General features: G+C 65.6%; 31 protein-coding genes. 29 read left to right on the forward strand and 2 right to left on the reverse strand.

Annotated elements, in window-relative coordinates:
- Nucleotides 1-38 precede the first annotated feature (38 nt).
- Nucleotides 39-581, reverse strand: a complete 543-nt coding sequence (locus PTQ19_RS10090; RefSeq protein ID WP_274367211.1) for a helix-turn-helix domain-containing protein — start codon at nucleotides 579-581, stop codon at nucleotides 39-41.
- A 111-nt stretch (nucleotides 582-692) separates the two neighbouring features.
- Between PTQ19_RS10090 and PTQ19_RS10095 the strand changes: the two genes are divergently transcribed.
- The 16 genes from PTQ19_RS10095 to PTQ19_RS10170 all read left to right on the forward strand — a co-directional run bounded on the left by PTQ19_RS10095 (nucleotide 693) and on the right by PTQ19_RS10170 (nucleotide 8309).
- The gene (locus tag PTQ19_RS10095) at nucleotides 693-932 is read left to right on the forward strand and encodes a helix-turn-helix transcriptional regulator (RefSeq protein ID WP_274367212.1); all 240 of its coding nucleotides are present in this window, start codon (nucleotides 693-695) and stop codon (nucleotides 930-932) included.
- Nucleotides 933-1090: 158 nt separating this feature from the next.
- Nucleotides 1091-1552 (forward strand): hypothetical protein, encoded by a 462-nt coding sequence (locus PTQ19_RS10100; protein WP_274367213.1) that lies wholly within the window; start codon nucleotides 1091-1093, stop codon nucleotides 1550-1552.
- Nucleotides 1552-1737 carry a hypothetical protein gene (locus PTQ19_RS10105; protein ID WP_274367214.1) on the forward strand — a complete coding sequence of 62 codons (186 nt, stop codon included), beginning with the start codon at nucleotides 1552-1554 and terminating at the stop codon, nucleotides 1735-1737. The genes PTQ19_RS10100 and PTQ19_RS10105 overlap by 1 nt, the downstream gene beginning before the upstream one ends.
- Nucleotides 1734-1970 carry a hypothetical protein gene (locus PTQ19_RS10110; RefSeq protein WP_274367215.1) on the forward strand — a complete coding sequence of 79 codons (237 nt, stop codon included), beginning with the start codon at nucleotides 1734-1736 and terminating at the stop codon, nucleotides 1968-1970. Before PTQ19_RS10105 ends, PTQ19_RS10110 begins: the two co-directional genes overlap by 4 nt.
- Nucleotides 1967-3223: an ATP-binding protein gene (locus PTQ19_RS10115; protein WP_274367216.1), complete on the forward strand. Its 1257-nt coding sequence runs from the start codon at nucleotides 1967-1969 to the stop codon at nucleotides 3221-3223. Before PTQ19_RS10110 ends, PTQ19_RS10115 begins: the two co-directional genes overlap by 4 nt.
- Nucleotides 3224-3228: 5 nt before the next feature.
- Complete coding sequence (locus tag PTQ19_RS10120; RefSeq protein WP_274367217.1) at nucleotides 3229-3504, forward strand: hypothetical protein; 276 nt, start codon at nucleotides 3229-3231, stop codon at nucleotides 3502-3504.
- Nucleotides 3501-4118, forward strand: coding sequence for a hypothetical protein (locus PTQ19_RS10125; protein ID WP_274367218.1), 618 nt, complete (start codon nucleotides 3501-3503; stop codon nucleotides 4116-4118). The genes PTQ19_RS10120 and PTQ19_RS10125 overlap by 4 nt, the downstream gene beginning before the upstream one ends.
- Entirely contained in the window at nucleotides 4118-5101 is a 984-nt protein-coding gene (locus tag PTQ19_RS10130) for a hypothetical protein (protein ID WP_274367219.1), read from the forward strand. The genes PTQ19_RS10125 and PTQ19_RS10130 overlap by 1 nt, the downstream gene beginning before the upstream one ends.
- A gap of 5 nt (nucleotides 5102-5106) precedes the next feature.
- Nucleotides 5107-5553, forward strand: a complete 447-nt coding sequence (locus PTQ19_RS10135; protein WP_425313209.1) for a DUF7448 domain-containing protein — start codon at nucleotides 5107-5109, stop codon at nucleotides 5551-5553.
- Nucleotides 5546-5737 (forward strand): hypothetical protein, encoded by a 192-nt coding sequence (locus PTQ19_RS10140; RefSeq protein ID WP_274367221.1) that lies wholly within the window; start codon nucleotides 5546-5548, stop codon nucleotides 5735-5737. The genes PTQ19_RS10135 and PTQ19_RS10140 overlap by 8 nt, the downstream gene beginning before the upstream one ends.
- Nucleotides 5730-5966 carry a hypothetical protein gene (locus tag PTQ19_RS10145; protein WP_274367222.1) on the forward strand — a complete coding sequence of 79 codons (237 nt, stop codon included), beginning with the start codon at nucleotides 5730-5732 and terminating at the stop codon, nucleotides 5964-5966. Before PTQ19_RS10140 ends, PTQ19_RS10145 begins: the two co-directional genes overlap by 8 nt.
- Nucleotides 5963-6406: a hypothetical protein gene (locus PTQ19_RS10150; protein ID WP_274367223.1), complete on the forward strand. Its 444-nt coding sequence runs from the start codon at nucleotides 5963-5965 to the stop codon at nucleotides 6404-6406. The genes PTQ19_RS10145 and PTQ19_RS10150 overlap by 4 nt, the downstream gene beginning before the upstream one ends.
- Complete coding sequence (locus tag PTQ19_RS10155; protein ID WP_274367224.1) at nucleotides 6403-6534, forward strand: hypothetical protein; 132 nt, start codon at nucleotides 6403-6405, stop codon at nucleotides 6532-6534. Before PTQ19_RS10150 ends, PTQ19_RS10155 begins: the two co-directional genes overlap by 4 nt.
- A 20-nt stretch (nucleotides 6535-6554) precedes the next feature.
- A complete protein-coding gene (locus PTQ19_RS10160) occupies nucleotides 6555-6938 on the forward strand; it encodes a hypothetical protein (RefSeq protein ID WP_274367225.1) in 384 nt (127 codons plus the stop codon).
- Entirely contained in the window at nucleotides 6935-7801 is an 867-nt protein-coding gene (locus PTQ19_RS10165; protein WP_274367226.1) for a DUF2303 family protein, read from the forward strand. The genes PTQ19_RS10160 and PTQ19_RS10165 overlap by 4 nt, the downstream gene beginning before the upstream one ends.
- A gap of 112 nt (nucleotides 7802-7913) precedes the next feature.
- Complete coding sequence (locus PTQ19_RS10170; protein ID WP_274367227.1) at nucleotides 7914-8309, forward strand: hypothetical protein; 396 nt, start codon at nucleotides 7914-7916, stop codon at nucleotides 8307-8309.
- Between the two features lie 248 nt (nucleotides 8310-8557).
- On the opposite strand, the gene PTQ19_RS10175 is transcribed toward PTQ19_RS10170, so the two are convergent.
- The gene (locus tag PTQ19_RS10175) at nucleotides 8558-8815 is read right to left on the reverse strand and encodes a hypothetical protein (protein ID WP_274367228.1); all 258 of its coding nucleotides are present in this window, start codon (nucleotides 8813-8815) and stop codon (nucleotides 8558-8560) included.
- 26 nt (nucleotides 8816-8841) lie between these two features.
- Between PTQ19_RS10175 and PTQ19_RS10180 the strand changes: the two genes are divergently transcribed.
- The 13 genes from PTQ19_RS10180 (at nucleotide 8842) to PTQ19_RS10240 (ending at nucleotide 19025) form a co-directional block, all read left to right on the forward strand.
- A complete protein-coding gene (locus PTQ19_RS10180; RefSeq protein WP_274367229.1) occupies nucleotides 8842-11478 on the forward strand; it encodes a DNA methyltransferase in 2637 nt (878 codons plus the stop codon).
- Nucleotides 11478-13292 carry a DNA cytosine methyltransferase gene (locus tag PTQ19_RS10185; RefSeq protein ID WP_274367230.1) on the forward strand — a complete coding sequence of 605 codons (1815 nt, stop codon included), beginning with the start codon at nucleotides 11478-11480 and terminating at the stop codon, nucleotides 13290-13292. Before PTQ19_RS10180 ends, PTQ19_RS10185 begins: the two co-directional genes overlap by 1 nt.
- A complete protein-coding gene (locus PTQ19_RS10190) occupies nucleotides 13289-13477 on the forward strand; it encodes a hypothetical protein (RefSeq protein WP_274367231.1) in 189 nt (62 codons plus the stop codon). Before PTQ19_RS10185 ends, PTQ19_RS10190 begins: the two co-directional genes overlap by 4 nt.
- Nucleotides 13478-13606: 129 nt before the next feature.
- On the forward strand, nucleotides 13607-14068 hold the full coding sequence (locus tag PTQ19_RS10195; RefSeq protein ID WP_274367232.1) for a hypothetical protein: 462 nt from the start codon (nucleotides 13607-13609) through the stop codon (nucleotides 14066-14068).
- A complete protein-coding gene (locus PTQ19_RS10200; RefSeq protein WP_274367233.1) occupies nucleotides 14069-14440 on the forward strand; it encodes a hypothetical protein in 372 nt (123 codons plus the stop codon). It abuts the gene before it with no gap.
- Nucleotides 14382-14825, forward strand: a complete 444-nt coding sequence (locus PTQ19_RS10205; RefSeq protein ID WP_274367234.1) for a hypothetical protein — start codon at nucleotides 14382-14384, stop codon at nucleotides 14823-14825. The genes PTQ19_RS10200 and PTQ19_RS10205 overlap by 59 nt, the downstream gene beginning before the upstream one ends.
- The gene (locus PTQ19_RS10210; RefSeq protein WP_274367235.1) at nucleotides 14818-15318 is read left to right on the forward strand and encodes a helix-turn-helix domain-containing protein; all 501 of its coding nucleotides are present in this window, start codon (nucleotides 14818-14820) and stop codon (nucleotides 15316-15318) included. The genes PTQ19_RS10205 and PTQ19_RS10210 overlap by 8 nt, the downstream gene beginning before the upstream one ends.
- Entirely contained in the window at nucleotides 15315-15617 is a 303-nt protein-coding gene (locus PTQ19_RS10215; protein WP_274367236.1) for a hypothetical protein, read from the forward strand. Before PTQ19_RS10210 ends, PTQ19_RS10215 begins: the two co-directional genes overlap by 4 nt.
- Nucleotides 15617-16108, forward strand: coding sequence for a single-stranded DNA-binding protein (locus tag PTQ19_RS10220; RefSeq protein ID WP_274367237.1), 492 nt, complete (start codon nucleotides 15617-15619; stop codon nucleotides 16106-16108). Before PTQ19_RS10215 ends, PTQ19_RS10220 begins: the two co-directional genes overlap by 1 nt.
- 207 nt (nucleotides 16109-16315) lie before the next feature.
- Nucleotides 16316-16696 carry a DUF4326 domain-containing protein gene (locus PTQ19_RS10225; RefSeq protein ID WP_274367238.1) on the forward strand — a complete coding sequence of 127 codons (381 nt, stop codon included), beginning with the start codon at nucleotides 16316-16318 and terminating at the stop codon, nucleotides 16694-16696.
- A gap of 176 nt (nucleotides 16697-16872) precedes the next feature.
- A complete protein-coding gene (locus PTQ19_RS10230) occupies nucleotides 16873-17511 on the forward strand; it encodes a hypothetical protein (protein ID WP_274367239.1) in 639 nt (212 codons plus the stop codon).
- A 114-nt stretch (nucleotides 17512-17625) separates the two neighbouring features.
- The gene (locus tag PTQ19_RS10235; RefSeq protein ID WP_274367240.1) at nucleotides 17626-18684 is read left to right on the forward strand and encodes a hypothetical protein; all 1059 of its coding nucleotides are present in this window, start codon (nucleotides 17626-17628) and stop codon (nucleotides 18682-18684) included.
- The gene (locus tag PTQ19_RS10240) at nucleotides 18681-19025 is read left to right on the forward strand and encodes a hypothetical protein (RefSeq protein ID WP_274367241.1); all 345 of its coding nucleotides are present in this window, start codon (nucleotides 18681-18683) and stop codon (nucleotides 19023-19025) included. The genes PTQ19_RS10235 and PTQ19_RS10240 overlap by 4 nt, the downstream gene beginning before the upstream one ends.
- The last annotated feature ends 2 nt before the right edge of the window (nucleotides 19026-19027 follow it).

Here is a 19027-nt window from a genome sequence, read left to right on the forward strand (position 1 = left end):
GCTCCAGAGTCCCAACTCTCCACAGCAAGGCTCATCGCCTATCCTCCTCGTTCCGGGTCGATTGCAGTGTCGTCGGTCGATGCTGCGAGCACTTCCGCATCGAGACGTACCGACGAGAGATCATCTTGGCGACGACCTCGGACACGAGAAGCTCGGTGCGCGTCCAGCGAAGCGGGCTCGGACTTCGAAGGGGCTGGATGCCGGCGTACAGCGTCGGTGAGATCTGGGATCAAGGCGTTGACTGCAGCGAGCCGGTGGTCGGGGTGTATCGATCGGATTAGCGGCGCGAGGATCGCCAGGTACTGCTCAACCTCGGCGCGCTGCTCGCCGTCGAGGTCGACATCGAGCGCGATGAACAGTCGGATCAGTTTGTCCGCTTGTCCAGCTTTCGCACCGCTTTCGATGTTGCGGATTGTGCGTGAGGTCACACCGGACATCTCCTCAAGCTGAGTCTGAGTGAGGCGCTTTGCCTTGCGCAACTGCTCAACCGTCGCTCCGTACAGCAACCGCTCTTGCTGTGTCGCGCGCTCGATACCAAGTCGAGTGAGCGGAAGCTCTTTCCGGTCCTTGTCGATAGCCATGCGCCACACTATACAACTCTTTCCGCTTTGCGTCCAATATCCGGAAGTACATACGCACTTTCTTCCGCCAGGCGCTTGCCCTCACCGGAAAGAGTCGCTAATGTCTTTCCCATGAGCAGCAGCACAGGTCCAGCCCTTCGGGTCTTGCGAGAAGACGCTGGCCTCACCGCCCGGGAAGTCGCAGGGCGGGCCGGCGTCTCCGAGTCCTACCTCTCCCGCGTTGAGAACGGAAAGGCGTACCCGGCACCGTCCTGGGTCGCGAACGTCGCCGCGGCGATCGCGGAGGCGATCGCCGAGTCGGCGCGTCGTTCCTTGCCCGACCAGCATCACGTGCCCGAGAGGGCGGCGTGATGCCCACCCGGGAAGAGTGCTTGATCGACCTGGCGGAGTTCCTCGTCGCCAAGGCAATCGAGTATGCGGCCGAGCCGCCGGTCGACTCCGCGGCCTGAGAAACAGAAACGGCCCCTGCGGGAACAGGGACCGAATCCAAGAAAGGAAGGACAGCGAAGATGTCCATCACCGAAAACCCTACCCTCCTCGTCGTAGAGAAGGGAGCAGCGAACCTCGCGGGTAAGCGACGGTTGACCGACGACATGGGCGAAGCCGCCGAGTTCGCTGACGCGATCGGCGGGCAAGTGTTCGAGCTTGAACCCGTCGAGCCGGCTCCGTACGTCCCGCTCGCCGCTGTGCAGCACGTCAGCGTCGACGGCGATCTGTTGACCAGCCTTCCCCTCGTCGTCGTCTCTGGCAACACCTCATGGCCAGCGGCGATGCCCGAGATCATCGACCTCCCACACGCGGTCAACTGTGATGCGTGCATCGGAGCGGGCGACAGCTACATCGACATTGAGTGCCCGTGCGCGTACGTCGGCGATGCACCGGCTGTCTCGTACTCCTACAGCGTCGTGCGAGCGCACTGCCCGGAGTGCGGTCGCGATCACGAGTGCGCCCGTGACCCTGAGGCCGCCTGATGGCCGTCATCCGCTGGGTCGCGTTCTTGCTCGCCGCCGAGTGTCTCGTGTGCCTGTGGTTCGTCCCCCGCGGGGTGTGGTCGGCGATCCTCGCCGCCCTGTTCTTCCTGTTCTTCGTCACCTACTGCTGGTCGCTCGGCGCGTTCGACCAGACCTCCACCGATTCTCGAAAGGCCAAGCCATGACCACCCCCATCACCGAACGCAAGCCCACCGTTGGCTCCCGTTGGAAGCAGTCGTTCGTCACGCCCAAGGGGAAGCTCCAGAAGCGCGTGATTGAGATCATCGCCGCCCCGACGCTCTCTTCGCCGATCGGGTACCGCATCGTCAAGAACGACGCGCACCCGCACCGGAAGGGCAAGACGGCGTCCATTCGAGTCGCTGATCTTCACGCCAAGTACGAGGCGGTGTCGGCATGAGCGCTCAGACCTTCTCTGTCAGTGACTACAAGGGCGTGCGGAACATCGAGCTCTCCCCGAACGGCCGCCTGGTTGTGATCGCTGGCGGCAACGGTGCGGGGAAGTCGTCGTTCATCGACGCGATCGCCGAGCTGTTCGACCCGAAGGGCACCAAACTCACTCCGAAGCCGATCCGCGAAGGGGCGGCCGAGGCGTCGGCGGAGTATGTCGACCGCGACCTCAGCCTGCGGATCCGCCGCGTGTGGAAGAAGGACGGCACCCCTGGCACCTTGACCGTCGAGGCTCTGGACGGTGCGAAGTACTCCAAGCCGTCCGACATGGTCGCCGACCTGCTTGGTGGCGCGATCTTCGATCCAGTCGCGTTCCTGAACCTCGATGAGAAGAAGCAGCGCGAAGCTCTCCTCGAGAAGGTTGATCTGCCGTTCGATCTCGATGCCATCGGACGGCAGAAGGCGGCTGCCGAGCAGCGGCGCCTTGAGGCTGGTCGCGAGGTGAAGCGCCTGCGCGGAGCGCTCTCCTCGATGGCGAATCCGCTGGACGCGCCGGATGCTGAGATCTCTTCTGCCGAGGTGCTCGCGGAGCTTGAGGACGCTCAGGCGCAGAACCGGACCCGCGATGCTATCAGCGCCCGCTACGACGCCCGCGCCGCCCGCTACGACGAACTCACCCGCCAGATCGAAGCGCTGACCGCTGAGCGGGAGATCGTCGGGCAGGAGCAGGAGGCGGCGCGTGATGCGCTCGTGGCGCTGCCACCGACGATCGGCCTTGAGCCGATCCAGCAGAAGCTCCGCGATCTGGACGAGGTGAACCGACTCGCTCGCGCGCGTATGGAGTACGCAAAGGTCGCCGCCGAGCACGCAGATGCCGAGGCCGCCCAAGGCGCCGCTCAGCGAGACCTGGACAAGATCGACGCGACCAAGCGGGAGGGACTCGCACAGGCAGTGTTCCCTATCGGCGGGCTCTCGGTTGATGACACTGGCGTGACCTTCAATGGTGTGCCGTTCTCGCAGGTGAACAGCGCGATGCGTCGCCGCATCGCGTTCGCGATCGCAACTGCCGGCGAACCGAAGCTGAAGCTCGTCATCGTCAAGGACGGCGACCTGCTCGACTCCGACTCCCTGCAGGCGATCGCAGACCTCGCTGATGACCGCGGGTACACCGTGCTCGTTGAGCGCGACAGGGATGAGTCCCGCCGCATCGGGTTCACTGTGCGCGACGGCCAGCTGGCGGACTCGGCAGGTGACCAGCGATGAAGATCATGGTCATCGTCGGCACCCGTCGCTCGCGGCGCCCAAAGCCGACCCTGCGGGAGATCGCAACCGCCGTTCAGATGCTGCAGATCGCTGAGGGCGCGATGCTCCACGCGGACCGCGACGGTTGCTTCATGCACGGGCTCGCGGCGGCGGCCACTCGTCGCACCTTCCTGCCGACGCTGCCGAAGCGGTTCAGTGGCGATCCGGACTGGATGCACCGGCATGTGGAGGCACCGGGCATGCGGATTCAGGCGCGTGTGGATGATGAGGTGCGCTCGTGAGCGCCCTGGCGGAACTCGGCCGCACTCTCGCGGATTTGGACGACCAGTCGTCCTGGGATGACGCGCACAAGCGGATCATCGGTTCCTACCTGGCGTCGTCGTTCGCGAAGCCGGAATCGGTGAGCAAGTACGTGGCATCGATGCTTGCGCCGAAGTCGTTCCAGGGGAACCGGACGACGGAGCGCGGCAACGAGTGGGAACCGCTTCTGCTGGCTTTCGCTGGTGCCGAGCCGAACCGTCTACTGATCCACTCGCCTGAGAATGACAGGTTCGCGGCGACCGTCGACGGCGCCATTGCCGGGGACTGGTTCGGGATCTGCGAGACGAAGCTGAAGCACAAGCAGGTCATCACCGGCCCGACACCTCGCGAGGTCCGTCAGCTTGCCTGGCAGTTGATCTGCATCCCCGAAGCCGAGTACGCGAAGTGGGTCTGGGGTGAGGTCGTCCCAGACGAGACCGAACCGGGCGGCTGGCGCCTGCGCCGCGACCCGCAAGAACTCACCTTCACCCGCGATGACCCCCGCATTGTCGCCGCGATGGAACTCACCCTGTGCATCGCGCCCCTCGTTCTCGCCGCCTACGACGCGGCCCTCACCGAGAAGGTTCCGTTCTGATGAGCACTGCAGTCACCCCGTACGATTCCGCGTCCCTGACCGAGCGTCAGCAGTACGCTTCCACACTCGCGGCCGCCGGAGATCTGATCCCGAAGGGCCTCTGGAATCAGGCCACGAACGTGAACGGGCAGATGGTTCCCGCGGCGCCGTCTCCCGGCAAGGTACTCCTCGTGATGGAGACCGGCGCGATGCTCGGCCTCATGCCGGCCGCCGCGCTGCAGTCCATCGACGTCGTTGAGGGTCGTGCGACGCTGTCGGCTCGCCTGATGGGAGCGCTGATCCGCAAGGCCGGACACAAGCTCGAAGTCGCGAAGTCCGGATCGATCCCCACCGGCGACTACAAGGTCACTGTGACCGGCACCCGGTCCGATGACGGGTCCGTCTTCACTTCCGTCTGGGACATCCCTCGTGCGGTGCGTGCGCAGCTGGTGCAGTCGTACAAGCCGAACGCGCAGGGCGTCTGGGAGGTCCGCGCGCGCAACAAGAACGGTGATGTCGCGAAGCCGTGGGAGGCGTACGCAGAACTGATGCCGGTGTGGCGTGCGATCTCCGAGGTGGGCCGCGAAGGATTCGCGGATGTGCTGTTCGGGCTGTACTCGACGGAGGAGATAACGGACGGCGGGAGCATCCCTGTCGCCGATCCCGAGCCGGAACCGTCGAAGGACTGGAAGGCCGAGTTCGAGAACGCGGCGACCGTCGGGGATCTGGAATCGGTCGGTGAAGCGTTGAAGTCGGAGCCGGACCAGATCCGGTTGAAGATGCGCGCTCCGTACCTCGCCCGCCTCGGTGTGCTGAAGCGCGAAGCCGAGATCGTCGATGCCGAAGTCGTGACCGATGACGATGAGACTCCCTCCGGGGGTGAGGACGCGTCCCCCAGCGCCCCTTCCCCCTCGCCCTCGGAGGGCTTGACCGAGGAGGACTACGAAGCCGCAGCATCGGCGGAGTTTGATGCCGCGGTGGACGCCGGGGAGGTGCAGTCGTGAGCACCATGTATCCCGCCGAGACGCTGGACAAGTACGAGGACGACGGCACCATGCCCGACAACCTCGCCGAGTTCTCAAGGGAAGTGGTCGGTCACAGGATCATCACCGCCGAGCAGACTGGGCGCGGCATCCTAATCACTCTGGACAACGCCAAGCGTGTCCGCCTAAGCGACGGTGGCGACTGCTGCGCATACACCGAAGTAAACGACTTCCTGCTGCATGCGGATCGCATCGAGCATGTCATCACCGGTGTCGGCACGACGGACGGCTTCACAACCTGGCACATCTACGCCGACATGGGCGACGTGCTGGAGATGTCCGTCGGCTGGTCGTGCGGGAACCCGTTCTACTACGCCTACGGCTTCACGATCACGGTCGAGCCTGACGTGATCGTGCTGTCCGAGTCGCCGTCCCGTGCGGAGCTCGAAACCGAGGAGATGGATCGTGGCTGACCTCATCATGAGCGCAGACGTGGAACTATCGGTCCCGTTCACGCCGGCTGACCTCAAGGGCTTTCTCTCGACCGTGCCCGATGACGCTCGTGTGACAGTCTCCACCTTCATGGGCGGTAGCCAACGTGACCCGTACCCGACGGGATACCGCCTCATGGCGAAGTGGGAGGTGCGCGATGTCTGATCGCATCGACCCCGCCGCCGAGGCGCGGCGATCGCTTGGGCTGATCAAGGGCGTCGATGAGCAGACGAACCAGATCACGCTCGCTCTCGAGGCTCAGGTGCACGCGACGCTCGCGCTCGTTGAGCAGCAGCGCATCGCGAATCTCATCGCCCTGAGCGAGCACCAGACCCCGCCACGGCACCACCCCGGTGCTCTGCGTGAGGACGTTAGGGAGGGGCTGGGACTGTGACCGAGATCGTTGACGGCCGTACGGGCGAGATGCGAGTCTCCCCCGCCGAGCAGGCGGTGACCGAGATGCTGGCAATCCCGTCGGGAATCTACGGCATGCCGATCGGACCGGGCGAGATCGACCGGATGATCATCGAGGTCGCTGACGCGATCGAGCACATCGCTCAGGTGATCATCGTCCTCGTCGAGGACCGGGACCGCGCCGAAGAGACGTACCTCGCAGCGTTCGCGGACTACATGATCATGCACGAGAAGTCGGGTACGCAGATGGCCCGCCAGTACGCGCACGCGAAGACGAAAGACGAGCTGCATCAGCTGAACCTCAAGAAGGAGATGCTCCGCTACGCCGAGGAGCGTCAGAAGTCGGTCCAGAACCGGTCGTTCGCGCTAATGAACATCGGAAAGCGCATCACCGCCGGATTCTTCGGGAGCACCCGATGAAGACGGCTGTGGTTCGGCTGCCGTGGTGGCTGGGCTTCGACCGCCCATGGATGGTGATCACCGCCGGCACGATCGGCTGGTTCGCCACCTGGGACGAAGCCCAGCACCACGCGACACGGATCGCATGAACCACCTCAAGAAAGGACACATGGTGGAAGAGAAGAAGAAGGAGCCGGGATCGTTCGCGGCGATGCTTGCGAGCATCCGGCCGTCGACCGACGTGGAGCTCGCTGAGAACCTCTCGAAGCTCATCGAGGAGGTGAAGGCGACCGGCAAGAAGGGCACGCTCAGCGTCGTCTTCGAAGTGAAGCCTGTCAACGGTGGCGACCGTCTGGTCATCATCAACGACGCGCTGAAGCTGCGGCTGCCGGAGCGCACGCGTGAGGGCACCACGGCATTCGTGACCGACAGCAACGGCCTGTCTCGAAGCGATCCGACGTCGTCGCCGCTGTTCACCGATGAGGACATTCGCGACGCCGGCGCGAACGTCAACCCACGCACCGGCGAGATCAAGGAGGCCCCTGAGGCATGACCACCATCGAGGACACCAAGACCGAGGCGGCCGTCGTCGCGAACCTGCAGCGCCAGGCAGACGGTGAAGCGCACGAGCCGATCCATGCGGGCGAGATCTACCTCGTACCGGACGGCGACGGATCGCTGGAGATCGTAGACACTGACGAGTGGGCGGACACCCCGCGGCGCATCACCGCGAACCGTGTGGTCACCGATGCGGCGTCGTTCGCGTCCTACGTGAACCGCCACAAGACGGATGGCACGGAGGTATTCGCCCACACGAACAGTGCGAGCATCGTCGCCGTCATCGACTCCCACGAAGGCACCAACCGGGACGGTGGCTGGCAGAAGCACCGCCTGACGCTCTCGCTGGAGCATTCGAAGCCGTGGCTGGCATGGTCCCGAGCCGACGGGAACTGGTTCGATCAGGACGAGTTCGCGGAGTTCCTGGAGAACCGCTACTCCGAGGTCATCGACCCCGACCCCGCCCGCATGATCGACATCGCCACGACGTTCGAAGCGAAGAAGGGCGTCGACTTCAAGTCCGGCATCCGCACCGACTCCGGCGAGGTCAAGCTTCAATTCGAGGAGACGGTCAAGGCGAAGGCTGGCCAGAAGGGCGAACTGGAGATTCCCAAGAAGATCCAGCTCGCACTCCGGCCGTACGTCGGCGGCCCGATCTACTCCATCTGGGCGAACTTCCGATACCGGATCACCGCGAGTGGCCTCCGTCTCGGGTTCATCCTCGAACGACCCGAGAACATCCTCGACGCCGCGTTCGCGGATGTCGTCACCGATGTCGTTAACGGCCGTGAGGACTCGGACACTCTCCCCGGCTTCCAGGGCATCGCGGACACTCCGCTGTTCTACGGCAAGCCGTAAGCCCGGTCGCTGCACGTAGCAGGTGCAGCGCCCAACAGAACGGGAACCCGGCCGAGTAGCAGTCGGCCGGGTTCCCCACCCATCACTTCGCATCCGTACCAGGAGACTCAGCGTGAGCGTACCCATCATCCCCGATCCCAAGCCCCGCCGAAACCGCGCCAGCGCGAAGAAGGCTGGCACCGCGTTCGAACGACGCCAGGCCGACTACCTCGCTGACGTGCTCAACGACGACCGCATCGACCGGCGCGTGAAGACCGGCGCGGCCGACAAGGGCGACATTGCCGGCGTCCGCACGGTCAACGGCGCCCGCGTCGTCATCGAGTGCAAGGACACCGCCACGCTCTCGCTGCCCGCGTGGCTGCGTGAAGCCGAAGCCGAGCGGCTCAACGACGGCGCCCGCATCGGCGTCGTCATGCACAAGCGCCGCGGCACCGCCGACCCGGCCGAGCAGTACGTCACCATGACGGCCGCGACGTTCGCCCTCCTCCTCAAGGGAGGCACGCTGTGAACCAACTCAACCCGACTCACGAGCACGACGGGCGCCAGACCGTCAGCGGTCGCGACCTACATGCCTTCCCGAGCCTCGGTCGGGACTGCACGACGTGGTTCAAGTCCATGGTCGAGTACGACTTCACCGCGGGTCAAGACGGGCTGACTCGCCCTGGACGTCCCCGAGGCGCGCGTAACTGTCCGCGGCCTGGAGCGCCTGTGCGTGCTCCTCGGCTCGATCGATACGGACGCGGCCGCATGAGAACGTCAGTCCTGAGTCTCATTGACTCCAGGACTCAGGGTGATTTCGCGCGCTCCGATTGCATCCATGAGCTTGCCCAACTTCATCTCGAGCGAGGCGATCGCCACGATTGCACCCTCTGCAACCGCATTGGCGACGTTGTCTTGCGGGTTGCGTCGGACGGCGTCATTGGCGACCTCGATGAAGCTCCGCGTAATCGGAAGCGGCCGCTCCTCTTCAAGACCAAGCGCACTGAGGGCGTCGCTGCGAATGAATTCAGTCATGCCCGCACTCTATCGGGGGTGATGGCATGAGAAGGCTCCTGACCCTGAACACCGGCAACGACGGCACGCTCACCTACGACGAGTTCCTGCGTGAGAAGGTGGCGTTCGACCGTTCCTTCGGGTTCGACGTGCGTGACGAGTGGCTGTCGCCGATCATGCGCCCCGGCCACGAGCAGTTCAAGCCGCACCAGGCGGACATCGTGAAGTGGGCGGTCAAGGGCGGTCGCCGTGCGATCTTCGCCCGCTACGGGCTGGGCAAGTCGGTCATGCAGCTGGAGATCCTGCGGCTGATCGTGCAGCACGGGCCCGCGCTCGGCGGCACTCGTGACGCGTTCGGTGTCGAGACGCGCCGCGGCCTGATCGTCGCGCCTCTCGGTGTGCGCTTCGACATCATCGCCGACGGCCGCGACTTGCTCGACACGGAGGTACGGTTCGTCCGGTCGACCGCCGACGTTGACCTGGCATGGTCGGGCCTGTATGTCACGAACTACGAGTCGGTGCGCGACGGGAAGCTCGACCTGTCGATGTTCATCGCGGCATCGCTCGACGAGGCGGCCGTGTTGCGCTCGTTCGGTTCGGAGACGTACCAGCGGTTCCTGCCGTTGTTCGACGCGGTGCCGTACCGGTTCGTCGCGACGGCCACGCCGGCGCCGAACCGCCACAAGGAGCTGATCCACTACGCCGGGTTCCTCGGGATCATGGACACCGGTCAGGCCCTGACCCGGTTCTTCAAGCGGGATTCCTCGAAGGCGGGGAACCTCAGGATCCACCCGCACAAGCGCCGGGAGTTCATGCTGTGGCTGAACACGTGGGCGTGCTTCATTCAGCGGCCCTCTGATCTCGGCTACTCCGATGACGGGTACGACCTCCCGCCGTTGGACGTGGTGTGGGAAGAGGTCGAGGTCGAGTTGCTGTCCGACCAGGTCGAGAGGGACGGGCAGGGCATCCTCGTCCGCGCCGGGGCGAAGTCGGCCGTGGAGTCCGCGCGCGAGAAGCGGCACACGCTCGCCGCGCGCGTGGCGAAGGCAATGCGGATCATTGCTGCGCACTGGGCTGACCCCGACGAGCGCGGGCAGATCATCCTTTGGTGCGACCTGAACGACGAGCAGGACGCACTCGAGGCGGGCCTGCACGATCTCGGGTTGTCGTTCTCTTCGATCCGTGGTGCGCAGTCCGATGAAGAGGTCGAGGAGCAGCTGCGCGCGTGGCTGGCCGGTGAGACGTACGCGCTGATCGGGAAGCCGATGATGCTCGGTCGTGGCCTGAACCTGCAGCAGTGCTCGACGGCCGTGTTCGTCGGCGTCACCCACAAGTACGAGCAGACCGTCCAGGCGATCCATCGCATCCACCGGTTCGGGCAGACCAACGCCTGCACCGTGCACCTGCTGTACGGCGAGTCCGAGACGGACGTCCGCGACAACCTGCTGACGAAGTGGCAGGAGGATGATGCGCTCACCGACACGATGAGCGACATCCTCCGCGAATTCGGTCTGAATGCGACGGCCGTGTCCGCCGAGCTCGCTCGCGCGATGGGCATCGACCGGGAGACATGGCAGGGACAGGACTGGCAGATCGTCCTCAACGACTCCGTGATCGAGTGGCGCGATCACGTCGCCGCCGAGTCGATGGGCCTGATCGTCACGTCGATCCCGTTCGGCGGGAAGTACGAGTACTCGGCGAACTACGCCGACTTCGGCCACGTCGACGACAACGCCCAGTTCTGGTGGCAGATGGACTACCTGACCCCGTCGCTGTTCCGGGCGCTGATGCCGGGCCGGATCCTCGCGATCCATGTCAAGGACTTCCCCCTGTACGGGTCGGTCACCGGGAAGGGCGTCTACACGTTCGACACGATGCACGCCGAAGCGATCGCGCACTACACCGGCCACGGCTTCGACTACTTCGGGATGATCACCGTCACCACCGACGTCGTCCGCGAGAACAACCAGACCTACCGGTTGTCGTACTCGGAGATGGCGAAGGACCACTCGAAGATGGGCGTCGGCTCCCCGGAGTACGTGCTGCTGTTCCACAAGCCGCAGAGCAACCGCACCCGCGGGTACGCCGACCTGCCCGTGACGAAGGACAAGGCCGACTACTCCGTGGGCCGGTGGCAGATCGACGCCGCCGCGGAGTGGCGCACCGGCGGCGACCGGCTGCTGAGCGTCGACGAGCTCGCCCAGCTGGAAGTGGGTGTGCGGGCGAAGCTGTTCACCGCGCAGTCCGAGCGCACCGTGTACGACTACGACGCGCACGTCGCGCTCGCTGACCGACTCGCCGCGCGCAACGCGCTACCGGGCACGTTCGCATCGCTCGTGCCTGGCTCTTGGCGCGCCGATGTGTGGACGGACGTGCTGCGCATCGACACGCTCAACAGCGAGCAGCGCAAGCGCGAGGTCGAAGCGCACATCTGCCCGTTCCCGCTCGACATTCCCCGCCGCCTCATCACGATGTACTCCAACCCCGGAGAGCTCGTCGGCGACCCGTTCAGCGGCCTCGGCTCCACCGTCCTCGAAGCAGTCCGCCAGGGCCGCCGCGGATTCGGATCCGAACTCAACCCGGTGAGCACGGCCGACTCGGTCGTCTACCTCACCCGCCACGACAACGAGGCGAACGCACCCACGCTGTTCGACCTCCTCGACATCGAAGGGAGCGCTGCCTGATGCTTGCAGTGCCGATGATGGGGCGTCTTGCTGACGCATCCGAAGTGACCGCCGTCGTGGACTATTGCGGCGCCGGGGGCGAGTCCCAGGGGCTCGTGGAAGCGGGGATCACGGTCGCTCAGGCCGCGAACCACTTCGACAAGGCGATCGAGACGCACGCCGCGAACCACGCCGACACCGATCACTTGTTGACCGACCTGCTCGTGCAGGACCCGCGACTGCGGCCCCGCGCACACATCTATCAGGCATCGCCCGAGTGCACCTGGCATTCACCCGCCGGCGGCCGGAAGAACCACCGTCACCGGGACATGCTCGACATGTTCGACGAGTACGTGCCGAATGCTGCTGGCGAGCGCTCCCGCGCCACGATGATGACCGTCCTGGCGACCGCGGAGGCGAAGCGCTACCCGATCGTGATCGTGGAGAACGTTGTCGAGGTCGCCGGCTGGGAGATGTTCGAGGTCTGGCTCGCAGGTTTCGAAGCGCTCGGCTACGACCACCAGATCCTGTCGGTGTCGGCAGCGCACATCTGGTCGGAGACGAACGCTCCTGCCCCGCAGTGGCGAGATCGGATCTACTTCGTCTTTTATCTCAAGGGGCTGCCGTTCCCCGACGTCGCGCCGCGACCGTACGGGCACTGCTCGGAATGTGACGCGGACGTGCGACTGATCCAGTCGTGGAAGAAGCCTGGCCGCCGCATTGGCAAGTACAGGTCGCAGTACGTCTACGTGTGCCCGGTCCTCGGGCATCCTCAGGTGGAGCCGTATGTGATGCCGGCGCTTGATGCGCTCGACCTCTCCGACCTTGGTGGGCGAATCGGCGATCGGCCTCTGCGCACGTTCAAGACGACCGTCGACGGCAAGAAGGTGACCGTCAAGGGCCACCTGTCCCCAGCGACGATCCGCCGCATCCAGGTCGGCTCGCTGATGTTCCCTGGCTTGACCGAGGTGGTGGCGCACTCCGGGCACACCTGGGACGCCGCCCGCCCGGGGCACCGGCACTATGGCGACCCGAACGCGTATCACCGGGTCTGGCCCGCCTCTGATCCGCTGATGTCGCGCACCTCCGGCCCGGGCGATGCCGTCGCGACGCCCCACATCACGACGCTCAACCACGGCGGCGACGACGGCCGCACGTTCGATCCCGCGACCGCGCCGCTACCGACCCGATCCACGAAGCTCGGTGAGGCGATCGTCACGCCGTTCATTTCCCACCAGTACGGGGAGGTGAAGGGCTCCGAGTACCGCAACAGTGACCCCGCCACGGTCCCGCTGGGGACGATCACCGCTGGCGGCGGGCATCACAACCTGGTGACCCCGCCAATGGGCGTCACGCTGCGGAAGAACGCACGCCCGTACATGACCGATCAGGAACCGACCGCGACGATGGCCGCTGCTGGTGGTCATCACGCGATCGTGTCGGAACCGTTCGTGTCCCGGCAGTACACCCAGAAGGGCGACCAGTCGCACCTGAACACGTCGGTCCGGGCACCGCTGCATGCGATCACGGCGACGGGCGGGAACCATGCGCTGGTCACTCCAGCGCCGCGTCCGAAGGCCACGTTCACGCCTGAGCAGATCGCAGCCGTCGACGTGTCGGACTTCCGGTTCCGGATGTTGCAGTGGCGTGAGCACGCAACCGCTCAGCGGTTCCCGCGCGAGTACATCTTCACCGGCAACAGCAGCGTGAACACGCTTCTTGCTGGGAACGCGGTCGCCGCGAACGTCTCGCATTACCTCGGGATCCTGTCCCGGATCGCGCTCGGTGATCTGACGATCGCGCAGGCCGGGTTCGAGTGGCTGGAGGCGGCATGATCCGCGACCCCGAGGACATTGCTATTCGCTTCGTCGAGACAACTACGGAGTTCGATTTTGACGAACTGCCCGAGCCCGTGCGAGACGCCCTGAGGGAAGCCGCAGCAGTCTTTGCCGCCTACGCATATCCGGAGGTCGTCGTCGTCAACGAGCGCCCGAAGACGCAATGGGAGGTGGCCCCGTGATGATTCAGCGCTACACGCCCGACACTCGCCCGCACGACGCACCTCACGGGCGCTGTATGCCGTCGTGCTGCAAGACCCCGTACTTCTGCGCACGCCACTACGCGTGCGCCTGCCACCGAGGAGGTAACCGTGGCTGACCGCACTCCGAAGAAGGTCATCGCCGCACTCGACCGCCGCGACGCCAGCACCGCCCGCACGTGCGTGATGACCGGCACTGAGTCTGACCGCATCGTGCCCCAACACCGGCAGGGAGGGATGGGCGGCCGACCCGATAAGCACCGCCTCGAGAACGTCCTATGGCTGGACTCGCTGATCAACGGCTTCATCGAGTCGGATGCCGAGTGGGCTGCACACGCTCAGGCGTGGGGCGTCAAGGTGCCGCTCTGGGTGAAGGACGTCAGCCGGGTTCCGGTCTACTTCGTGACTGAGCTCGCCTGGTTCGTCCTCGAAGGAGACACCCGTCGGGGGATCACCGCCGTCGAGGCGATGGGCATGATGTTCGACGTCTACGGCAAGGACTACCTGCTCTGGAAGGCGGTCGCCGACGGCACTGGACGGGCCCGGACGCTCTACCTGAGGTCGGTGAGCTAGATGGCCGCTGGACTCCCCTGGGTGCGGATGGACACCGACACTCACGCGAACCCGAAGGTTCTGGACTTCATTGAGGAGCACGGGCAACGCGCACTCGCAGCGATCGCGGTGTGGAAGTTCGCCATCGAGTACTCCGGCGGTCACGGCACGGACGGTGTGATCTCCCGCGCCGCGCTGAGGCAGATCCACGGGACACCTGTACATGCCCGCTTGCTCGTGGAGGGCGGGTTCTTCGAGGTCACGGACAAGGGCTGGCTGGTCAGTGGGTATGACTCCCACCAGCCAACGAGAGACACGGTCGAGGCGATGGCCAATGCCCGATCAGAACGTGCGCGAAAGGCCGCGAATGCGAGGTGGGGAAACGATGCGTGAGTATGCGTCGAGCAATGCCCGAGCATATGCGTCGGGCATATGCGGAACCGATGCGATGCCGAATGCCACGGTACGTACGGTACGTACGGAACGTAAGAACCTACAAGACCCCGGAGATCATCTTTCAGTTCCTGATGCGCCGACCCCTGTGGATAACCGATCTTCGGCACGTCCGTCAGGATGGCATGCAACCGTTGCCGACGAGTGGTTCGACTCGTTCATCAGTGACCTGGAATCCGACCCGAAGCGTGTCCGCCGGGCGATGTCCGAGCTCTACCGGCCGATCCCGGCGCAGGCCCTTCGCGATCAGGCATACGAAGCCGAGACCGAACAGCAACTCGCGCTGATCCACCGTGCTCAGGGGCGGGAGGTGCGCCATGTCTGACCCCGTCTGCCCGCCCGATCACGCACACGGCCAGAACGCCACCTGTCGGTCCGTCCACGGATGCAAGTGCGACGACTGCCGCGAGTACGGCCGGCTGTACGAGTACTGGCGCGCAGCACAGCACAAGGCGGGCCGCCCACTGGTCATCGACTCGACAGGCACGATCCGCCGGATCCGCGCGTTGCAGGCGCTCGGCTGGTCACACGAAGCGATCTCTGCGAGTGCAGGGCACTCGCCGGCGTGGTCGTCCCTGATCTGTCGTCGGCCGAGGGTGAAACCGGCCACGGCGGCGAAGATCGCCCGCGTCTATGACGAGCTGTCGATGCGGATCCCTGTAGCCACCACCCCCGCCGAGGCGGGATGGATCATCCGCAACCGCAACCACGCGAAGCAGATGGGCTGGCTCCCGCCACTCGCGTACGACGACGACGCCATCGATCTCCCCGAGCACAGCGAAACACACGACACGAACGAACGAAAGGCAGCAGCATGAGCACACTCACCATCTACGGAGCATCCGACGACCTTGTCGAGGTCGAGGGCGAGTTCGATGAGGAGTTCGGCGCCTACAACGGATGGCGAGGCCGTGTGGTCGCGCCGAACGGTGACGCACTGCTCGTCACCGCTGAGTATGGCGGCGTCAGCGACTACTGGGAACTCGGCATCCAGAACACCGGTACGTGGCCGTCATGGCCGATCCGCTTTGTCGATCGCCCTGATCGGGACGAAGTGCTCGTCGCGATCGAGATCGACGTTCCGGCGGGCACGATCGTTGAGGCGGTGGAGCGCTGATGGCCGGCGAAACCGTCATCACCGTGGTGGGCAACCTCACCGCGGATCCCGAACTCAGGTACACGCAGAACGGCCTGCCGGTGGCGAACTTCACCATCGCCTCGACGCCGCGTACGTTCGATCGTCAGGCCAACGAGTGGAAGGACGGCGAAGCGCTGTTCCTCCGCGCGTCGGTCTGGCGCGACTTCGCCGAGCACGTGGCGGGCTCGCTGACGAAGGGCATGCGTGTTGTCGCTCAGGGCCGTCTGCGTCAGCGTTCCTACCAGGATCGCGACGGCAACAACCGTACGGCGATCGAGCTGGAGGTTGACGAGATCGGCCCGTCGCTCAGGTACGCGACCGCGCAGGTGACCCGCGCGCAGGCCCGCCAGCAGGGTCAGGCCGCGCCACAGGAATCGGCCGCGTCCGATGAGCCGTGGGCGACCCCGGGAAGCGCGCAGAGCGACGCGTGGAGCACGGCAGGAGGGTTCGGCGATGACACTCCGTTCTGACGACCGCCCGTCGCACCCGTTCCGCGCCCGCTACAACGGCGCGTGCGCGGCCGGATGTGGCCATCGCGTGCACGAGGGCGACATGGCGCAGTACGTCGACGGCCAGCTGGTGCACGTCGGTTGCGTCCCTGACGAGCGGCCCGAACCTGCGCCCCGCCCAGTCTGCCCGTCTTGCTTCATGGAGATCGCACTGAACGGAGAGTGCTCATGCTGACCGACAACATGCCACACCGCGTGCAACTGTCGCGCCGGAAGGGCTGGCGGAAGCCTCCGAACACGGTGGTGGTGTCGCGGCCATCGAGGTGGGGCAACCCAGTCCGGATCGTCCCGGTGCGGAAGCGTGGGCCGTTCGACCTCGAGCGGGACGGCGTGGGATTCATCGGTCAGAACACCGACCTTGAGGGCGCGCGTCGAAGCGCGGTCGCCCGCTACCGCGACCTGCTCATGAACCACCCGCACCTCGTGCCGGTCACGATCGAACAGATCCGTACCGAGCTAGCTGGGAAGAACCTCGCGTGCTGGTGTCCGCTGGATCAGCCGTGCCACGCAGATGTGCTGCTCGAAATCGCGAACGGAGATCCCCGATGAACCTCTGCGCAACCACAACCGGACTGCCCAGCATCCGACGCTGCACAGTCCTCGGGCAGCACCGAGTGACCTGCCCGGATCACGAAGGCTGGGCCGAACGACCCGGCACCTGCAGGGGCTGTCTCCCCCGTCTCGCCGACGTCGGCCACCTCTGCAAAGGATGCTACGAACGAGTCGTGGCGTCAGTCGCCGCGTGGTCCGACTTCAAGGCGAAGCTCGACGCCACAGAGGGCCGCGCGGTCGCCGCTGAAGGCGGTGGCGGCTCAGCGCTCGGCTTCGCGAACCTGTCGCTGGTCTTCCTCGCCGTCGACGAATGCGAACGGCACCTCGCCTCGAGGCGAGGCACCGTCGACCACTGGGTGCAAACTCACCAAGGCGCCGCCGACGCCGTGATGTTCTCTCACGCCGCGGCCCGCGCATGGGACGCGCTCCCCGTCGAGCCCCGGGAGGAACGTCCGGTTGCACCCCAACGGTGCCCCGACTGCGGGTTCTTGTCGGTGTACGGGCACGTGTCCCGCAAGTCCCGCAAGGGCACCGTCATCGACTGCCGAAACTGCGGCTACGAGCTCGACGTCGTGCCCACCCATGTCGACCGGTGGGCCGGCTCCGCGACCTGCGAGCACCAGCTGCACACCGACTGCACCAACCTCAACTGCGGTTGCCCCTGCCACAACGTCGGCGCGAAGTCTCGTCCCGCCGGCGCCCAAGCGCTATGGGACGCCGACCAGTTCATGACCTCACCTGACGTTCGCGCCGGGTGGGAGATCCGCGACCACCTCACCATCGAACCGACCAAGGAGACGCGAGCAGCATGACCATGACCGACATCAACGACCTGCGCGGGTTGGCCTCCCGCGCGCAAAAAGCAGCAGCGAGTTGCGATCTCACCGGAAGCCGCCGAACGCATCGCGGATGACCTCGAATCCCACTTGCCCACCAACACCAGCGACGGCCACCACACGTTCGATGAGCTCTACGAGTACCGGATGCTCTACAACGCGCACGCCGCGCACGGCTGGCTCGCCGCCGGCATCCCTGTCGTGAAATCGTGGCGTCACTCCCGCGGCGAGCTCTGCTTCGGCGGCGGGTGGTTCATCGTCACCGCGACGCTTCCGACCGGGCAGGTGTCGAACCACTACAGCGCCGAGCATTGGGACCTGTTCACCGTGCCGGCTGTCGACCTGCCACCGGAGTACGACGGACACACGCCGGCGGATGCGGCCGGTCGACTACGAGACGCTGCCGTGTTCGAGCAGGCGCACTCGGAAGTACTCGCGAAACTTGAGAGTCGCGAGCAGGCGCACCGTGAAGCCGCACCGACCGACGACGAGCGGGAGGACGAGCACCAGGCGCAGATGGTCGCCTTCGAGGGCGCGAAGATCGATGCCCGCAATGCGATGCGCCACGATCCGCACGTCTGGCACGAGGCGCTGGAGGATGCGATGGATAAGGTGCTTCCGGCGGTATGGCACGCCGCCGCTGGCTTCCGCCGCCCCGAGGTGCCAGAGCCGAGCACAGAGAAGCTCGACTGGCCGGATCACTGGACGCTGAACGACAAGCTCCGTGACTTGCATGGGCGCTGGCACGACCAGCCCGGCTTCTTACTCGGCCGCGAAGCGTGCAAACGGGAGGGCTGCGAGTTCTGGGATGCCGCCGAGTTCACGCTCCGCCTCGCCGATGTGCGCGTGATCGGCCGCGAGACGCAGGCCGAACCGGCCGACCCACCCACCGTGCAGCTCATGGCGCGAAAGGGTGGCAAGACGCAGGCGTTGATCGACTCGATGCTGGGGCAGGCCAATGAGCGCGGCATCCGTGTCGAGGTTGTCTACCCGCAGGCCGAACCGACCGACGCGCAGGTGGATGAGGTAGCAGTCGCCATCTGCGTAGCGATGGGGCACACCGGAGACAGAGAGTGCGAGAACGACCACGATGCGGCCCGCGCCGCCCTCAAGGCAGCGTTCGCAACCAACCAGGAGGAGAACCGATGAGACTCAGCGAGTACGTCTTGCAGGTCATCAACGACCCGAAGTACGGGCACGACATCGAGTGGGTGAAGGGCAACCTGCATCGCGCTCATATCGAAGAAATCGAGGCCGCGCACACCGCCGAGAAGCGCGCCGAGTGGGAAGCCGAGCACGAGACGGATTGGGAGTACGGCATCCTTGACGCCCGCGGCGGTCGGGCCATCTCGGTCGGAGCGCCTTGGATGAATCGAGAGTACGCACAGAGGGTGACCGCAAACGACAGCGGTAGCTATGGCGTCCGCCGCCGCAAGGCTGGCGTATGGCTCCCGGTTCCTGACTGTGGCACCCCCGAGAGCGAGGACTGAAC

The organism is Microbacterium esteraromaticum, assembly GCF_028747645.1.
Taxonomy (GTDB): Bacteria; Actinomycetota; Actinomycetes; order Actinomycetales; family Microbacteriaceae; genus Microbacterium; species Microbacterium esteraromaticum_C.

Bases quoted from the DNA above. Each gene is read 5' to 3' on its own strand.
- PTQ19_RS10090 (WP_274367211.1), bottom strand. From the start codon at position 581: ATGGCTATCGACAAGGACCGGAAAGAGCTTCCGCTCACTCGACTTGGT.
- PTQ19_RS10095 (WP_274367212.1), top strand. From the start codon at position 693: ATGAGCAGCAGCACAGGTCCAGCCCTTCGGGTCTTGCGAGAAGACGCT.
- PTQ19_RS10100 (WP_274367213.1), top strand. From the start codon at position 1,091: ATGTCCATCACCGAAAACCCTACCCTCCTCGTCGTAGAGAAGGGAGCA.
- PTQ19_RS10105 (WP_274367214.1), top strand. From the start codon at position 1,552: ATGGCCGTCATCCGCTGGGTCGCGTTCTTGCTCGCCGCCGAGTGTCTC.
- PTQ19_RS10110 (WP_274367215.1), top strand. From the start codon at position 1,734: ATGACCACCCCCATCACCGAACGCAAGCCCACCGTTGGCTCCCGTTGG.
- PTQ19_RS10115 (WP_274367216.1), top strand. From the start codon at position 1,967: ATGAGCGCTCAGACCTTCTCTGTCAGTGACTACAAGGGCGTGCGGAAC.
- PTQ19_RS10120 (WP_274367217.1), top strand. From the start codon at position 3,229: ATGGTCATCGTCGGCACCCGTCGCTCGCGGCGCCCAAAGCCGACCCTG.
- PTQ19_RS10130 (WP_274367219.1), top strand. From the start codon at position 4,118: ATGAGCACTGCAGTCACCCCGTACGATTCCGCGTCCCTGACCGAGCGT.
- PTQ19_RS10135 (WP_425313209.1), top strand. From the start codon at position 5,107: ATGTATCCCGCCGAGACGCTGGACAAGTACGAGGACGACGGCACCATG.
- PTQ19_RS10145 (WP_274367222.1), top strand. From the start codon at position 5,730: ATGTCTGATCGCATCGACCCCGCCGCCGAGGCGCGGCGATCGCTTGGG.
- PTQ19_RS10155 (WP_274367224.1), top strand. From the start codon at position 6,403: ATGAAGACGGCTGTGGTTCGGCTGCCGTGGTGGCTGGGCTTCGACCGC.
- PTQ19_RS10160 (WP_274367225.1), top strand. From the start codon at position 6,555: ATGGTGGAAGAGAAGAAGAAGGAGCCGGGATCGTTCGCGGCGATGCTT.
- PTQ19_RS10165 (WP_274367226.1), top strand. From the start codon at position 6,935: ATGACCACCATCGAGGACACCAAGACCGAGGCGGCCGTCGTCGCGAAC.
- PTQ19_RS10175 (WP_274367228.1), bottom strand. From the start codon at position 8,815: ATGACTGAATTCATTCGCAGCGACGCCCTCAGTGCGCTTGGTCTTGAA.
- PTQ19_RS10180 (WP_274367229.1), top strand. From the start codon at position 8,842: ATGAGAAGGCTCCTGACCCTGAACACCGGCAACGACGGCACGCTCACC.
- PTQ19_RS10185 (WP_274367230.1), top strand. From the start codon at position 11,478: ATGCTTGCAGTGCCGATGATGGGGCGTCTTGCTGACGCATCCGAAGTG.
- PTQ19_RS10190 (WP_274367231.1), top strand. From the start codon at position 13,289: ATGATCCGCGACCCCGAGGACATTGCTATTCGCTTCGTCGAGACAACT.
- PTQ19_RS10200 (WP_274367233.1), top strand. From the start codon at position 14,069: ATGGCCGCTGGACTCCCCTGGGTGCGGATGGACACCGACACTCACGCG.
- PTQ19_RS10205 (WP_274367234.1), top strand. From the start codon at position 14,382: ATGCCCGATCAGAACGTGCGCGAAAGGCCGCGAATGCGAGGTGGGGAA.
- PTQ19_RS10210 (WP_274367235.1), top strand. From the start codon at position 14,818: ATGTCTGACCCCGTCTGCCCGCCCGATCACGCACACGGCCAGAACGCC.
- PTQ19_RS10215 (WP_274367236.1), top strand. From the start codon at position 15,315: ATGAGCACACTCACCATCTACGGAGCATCCGACGACCTTGTCGAGGTC.
- PTQ19_RS10220 (WP_274367237.1), top strand. From the start codon at position 15,617: ATGGCCGGCGAAACCGTCATCACCGTGGTGGGCAACCTCACCGCGGAT.
- PTQ19_RS10225 (WP_274367238.1), top strand. From the start codon at position 16,316: ATGCTGACCGACAACATGCCACACCGCGTGCAACTGTCGCGCCGGAAG.
- PTQ19_RS10240 (WP_274367241.1), top strand. From the start codon at position 18,681: ATGAGACTCAGCGAGTACGTCTTGCAGGTCATCAACGACCCGAAGTAC.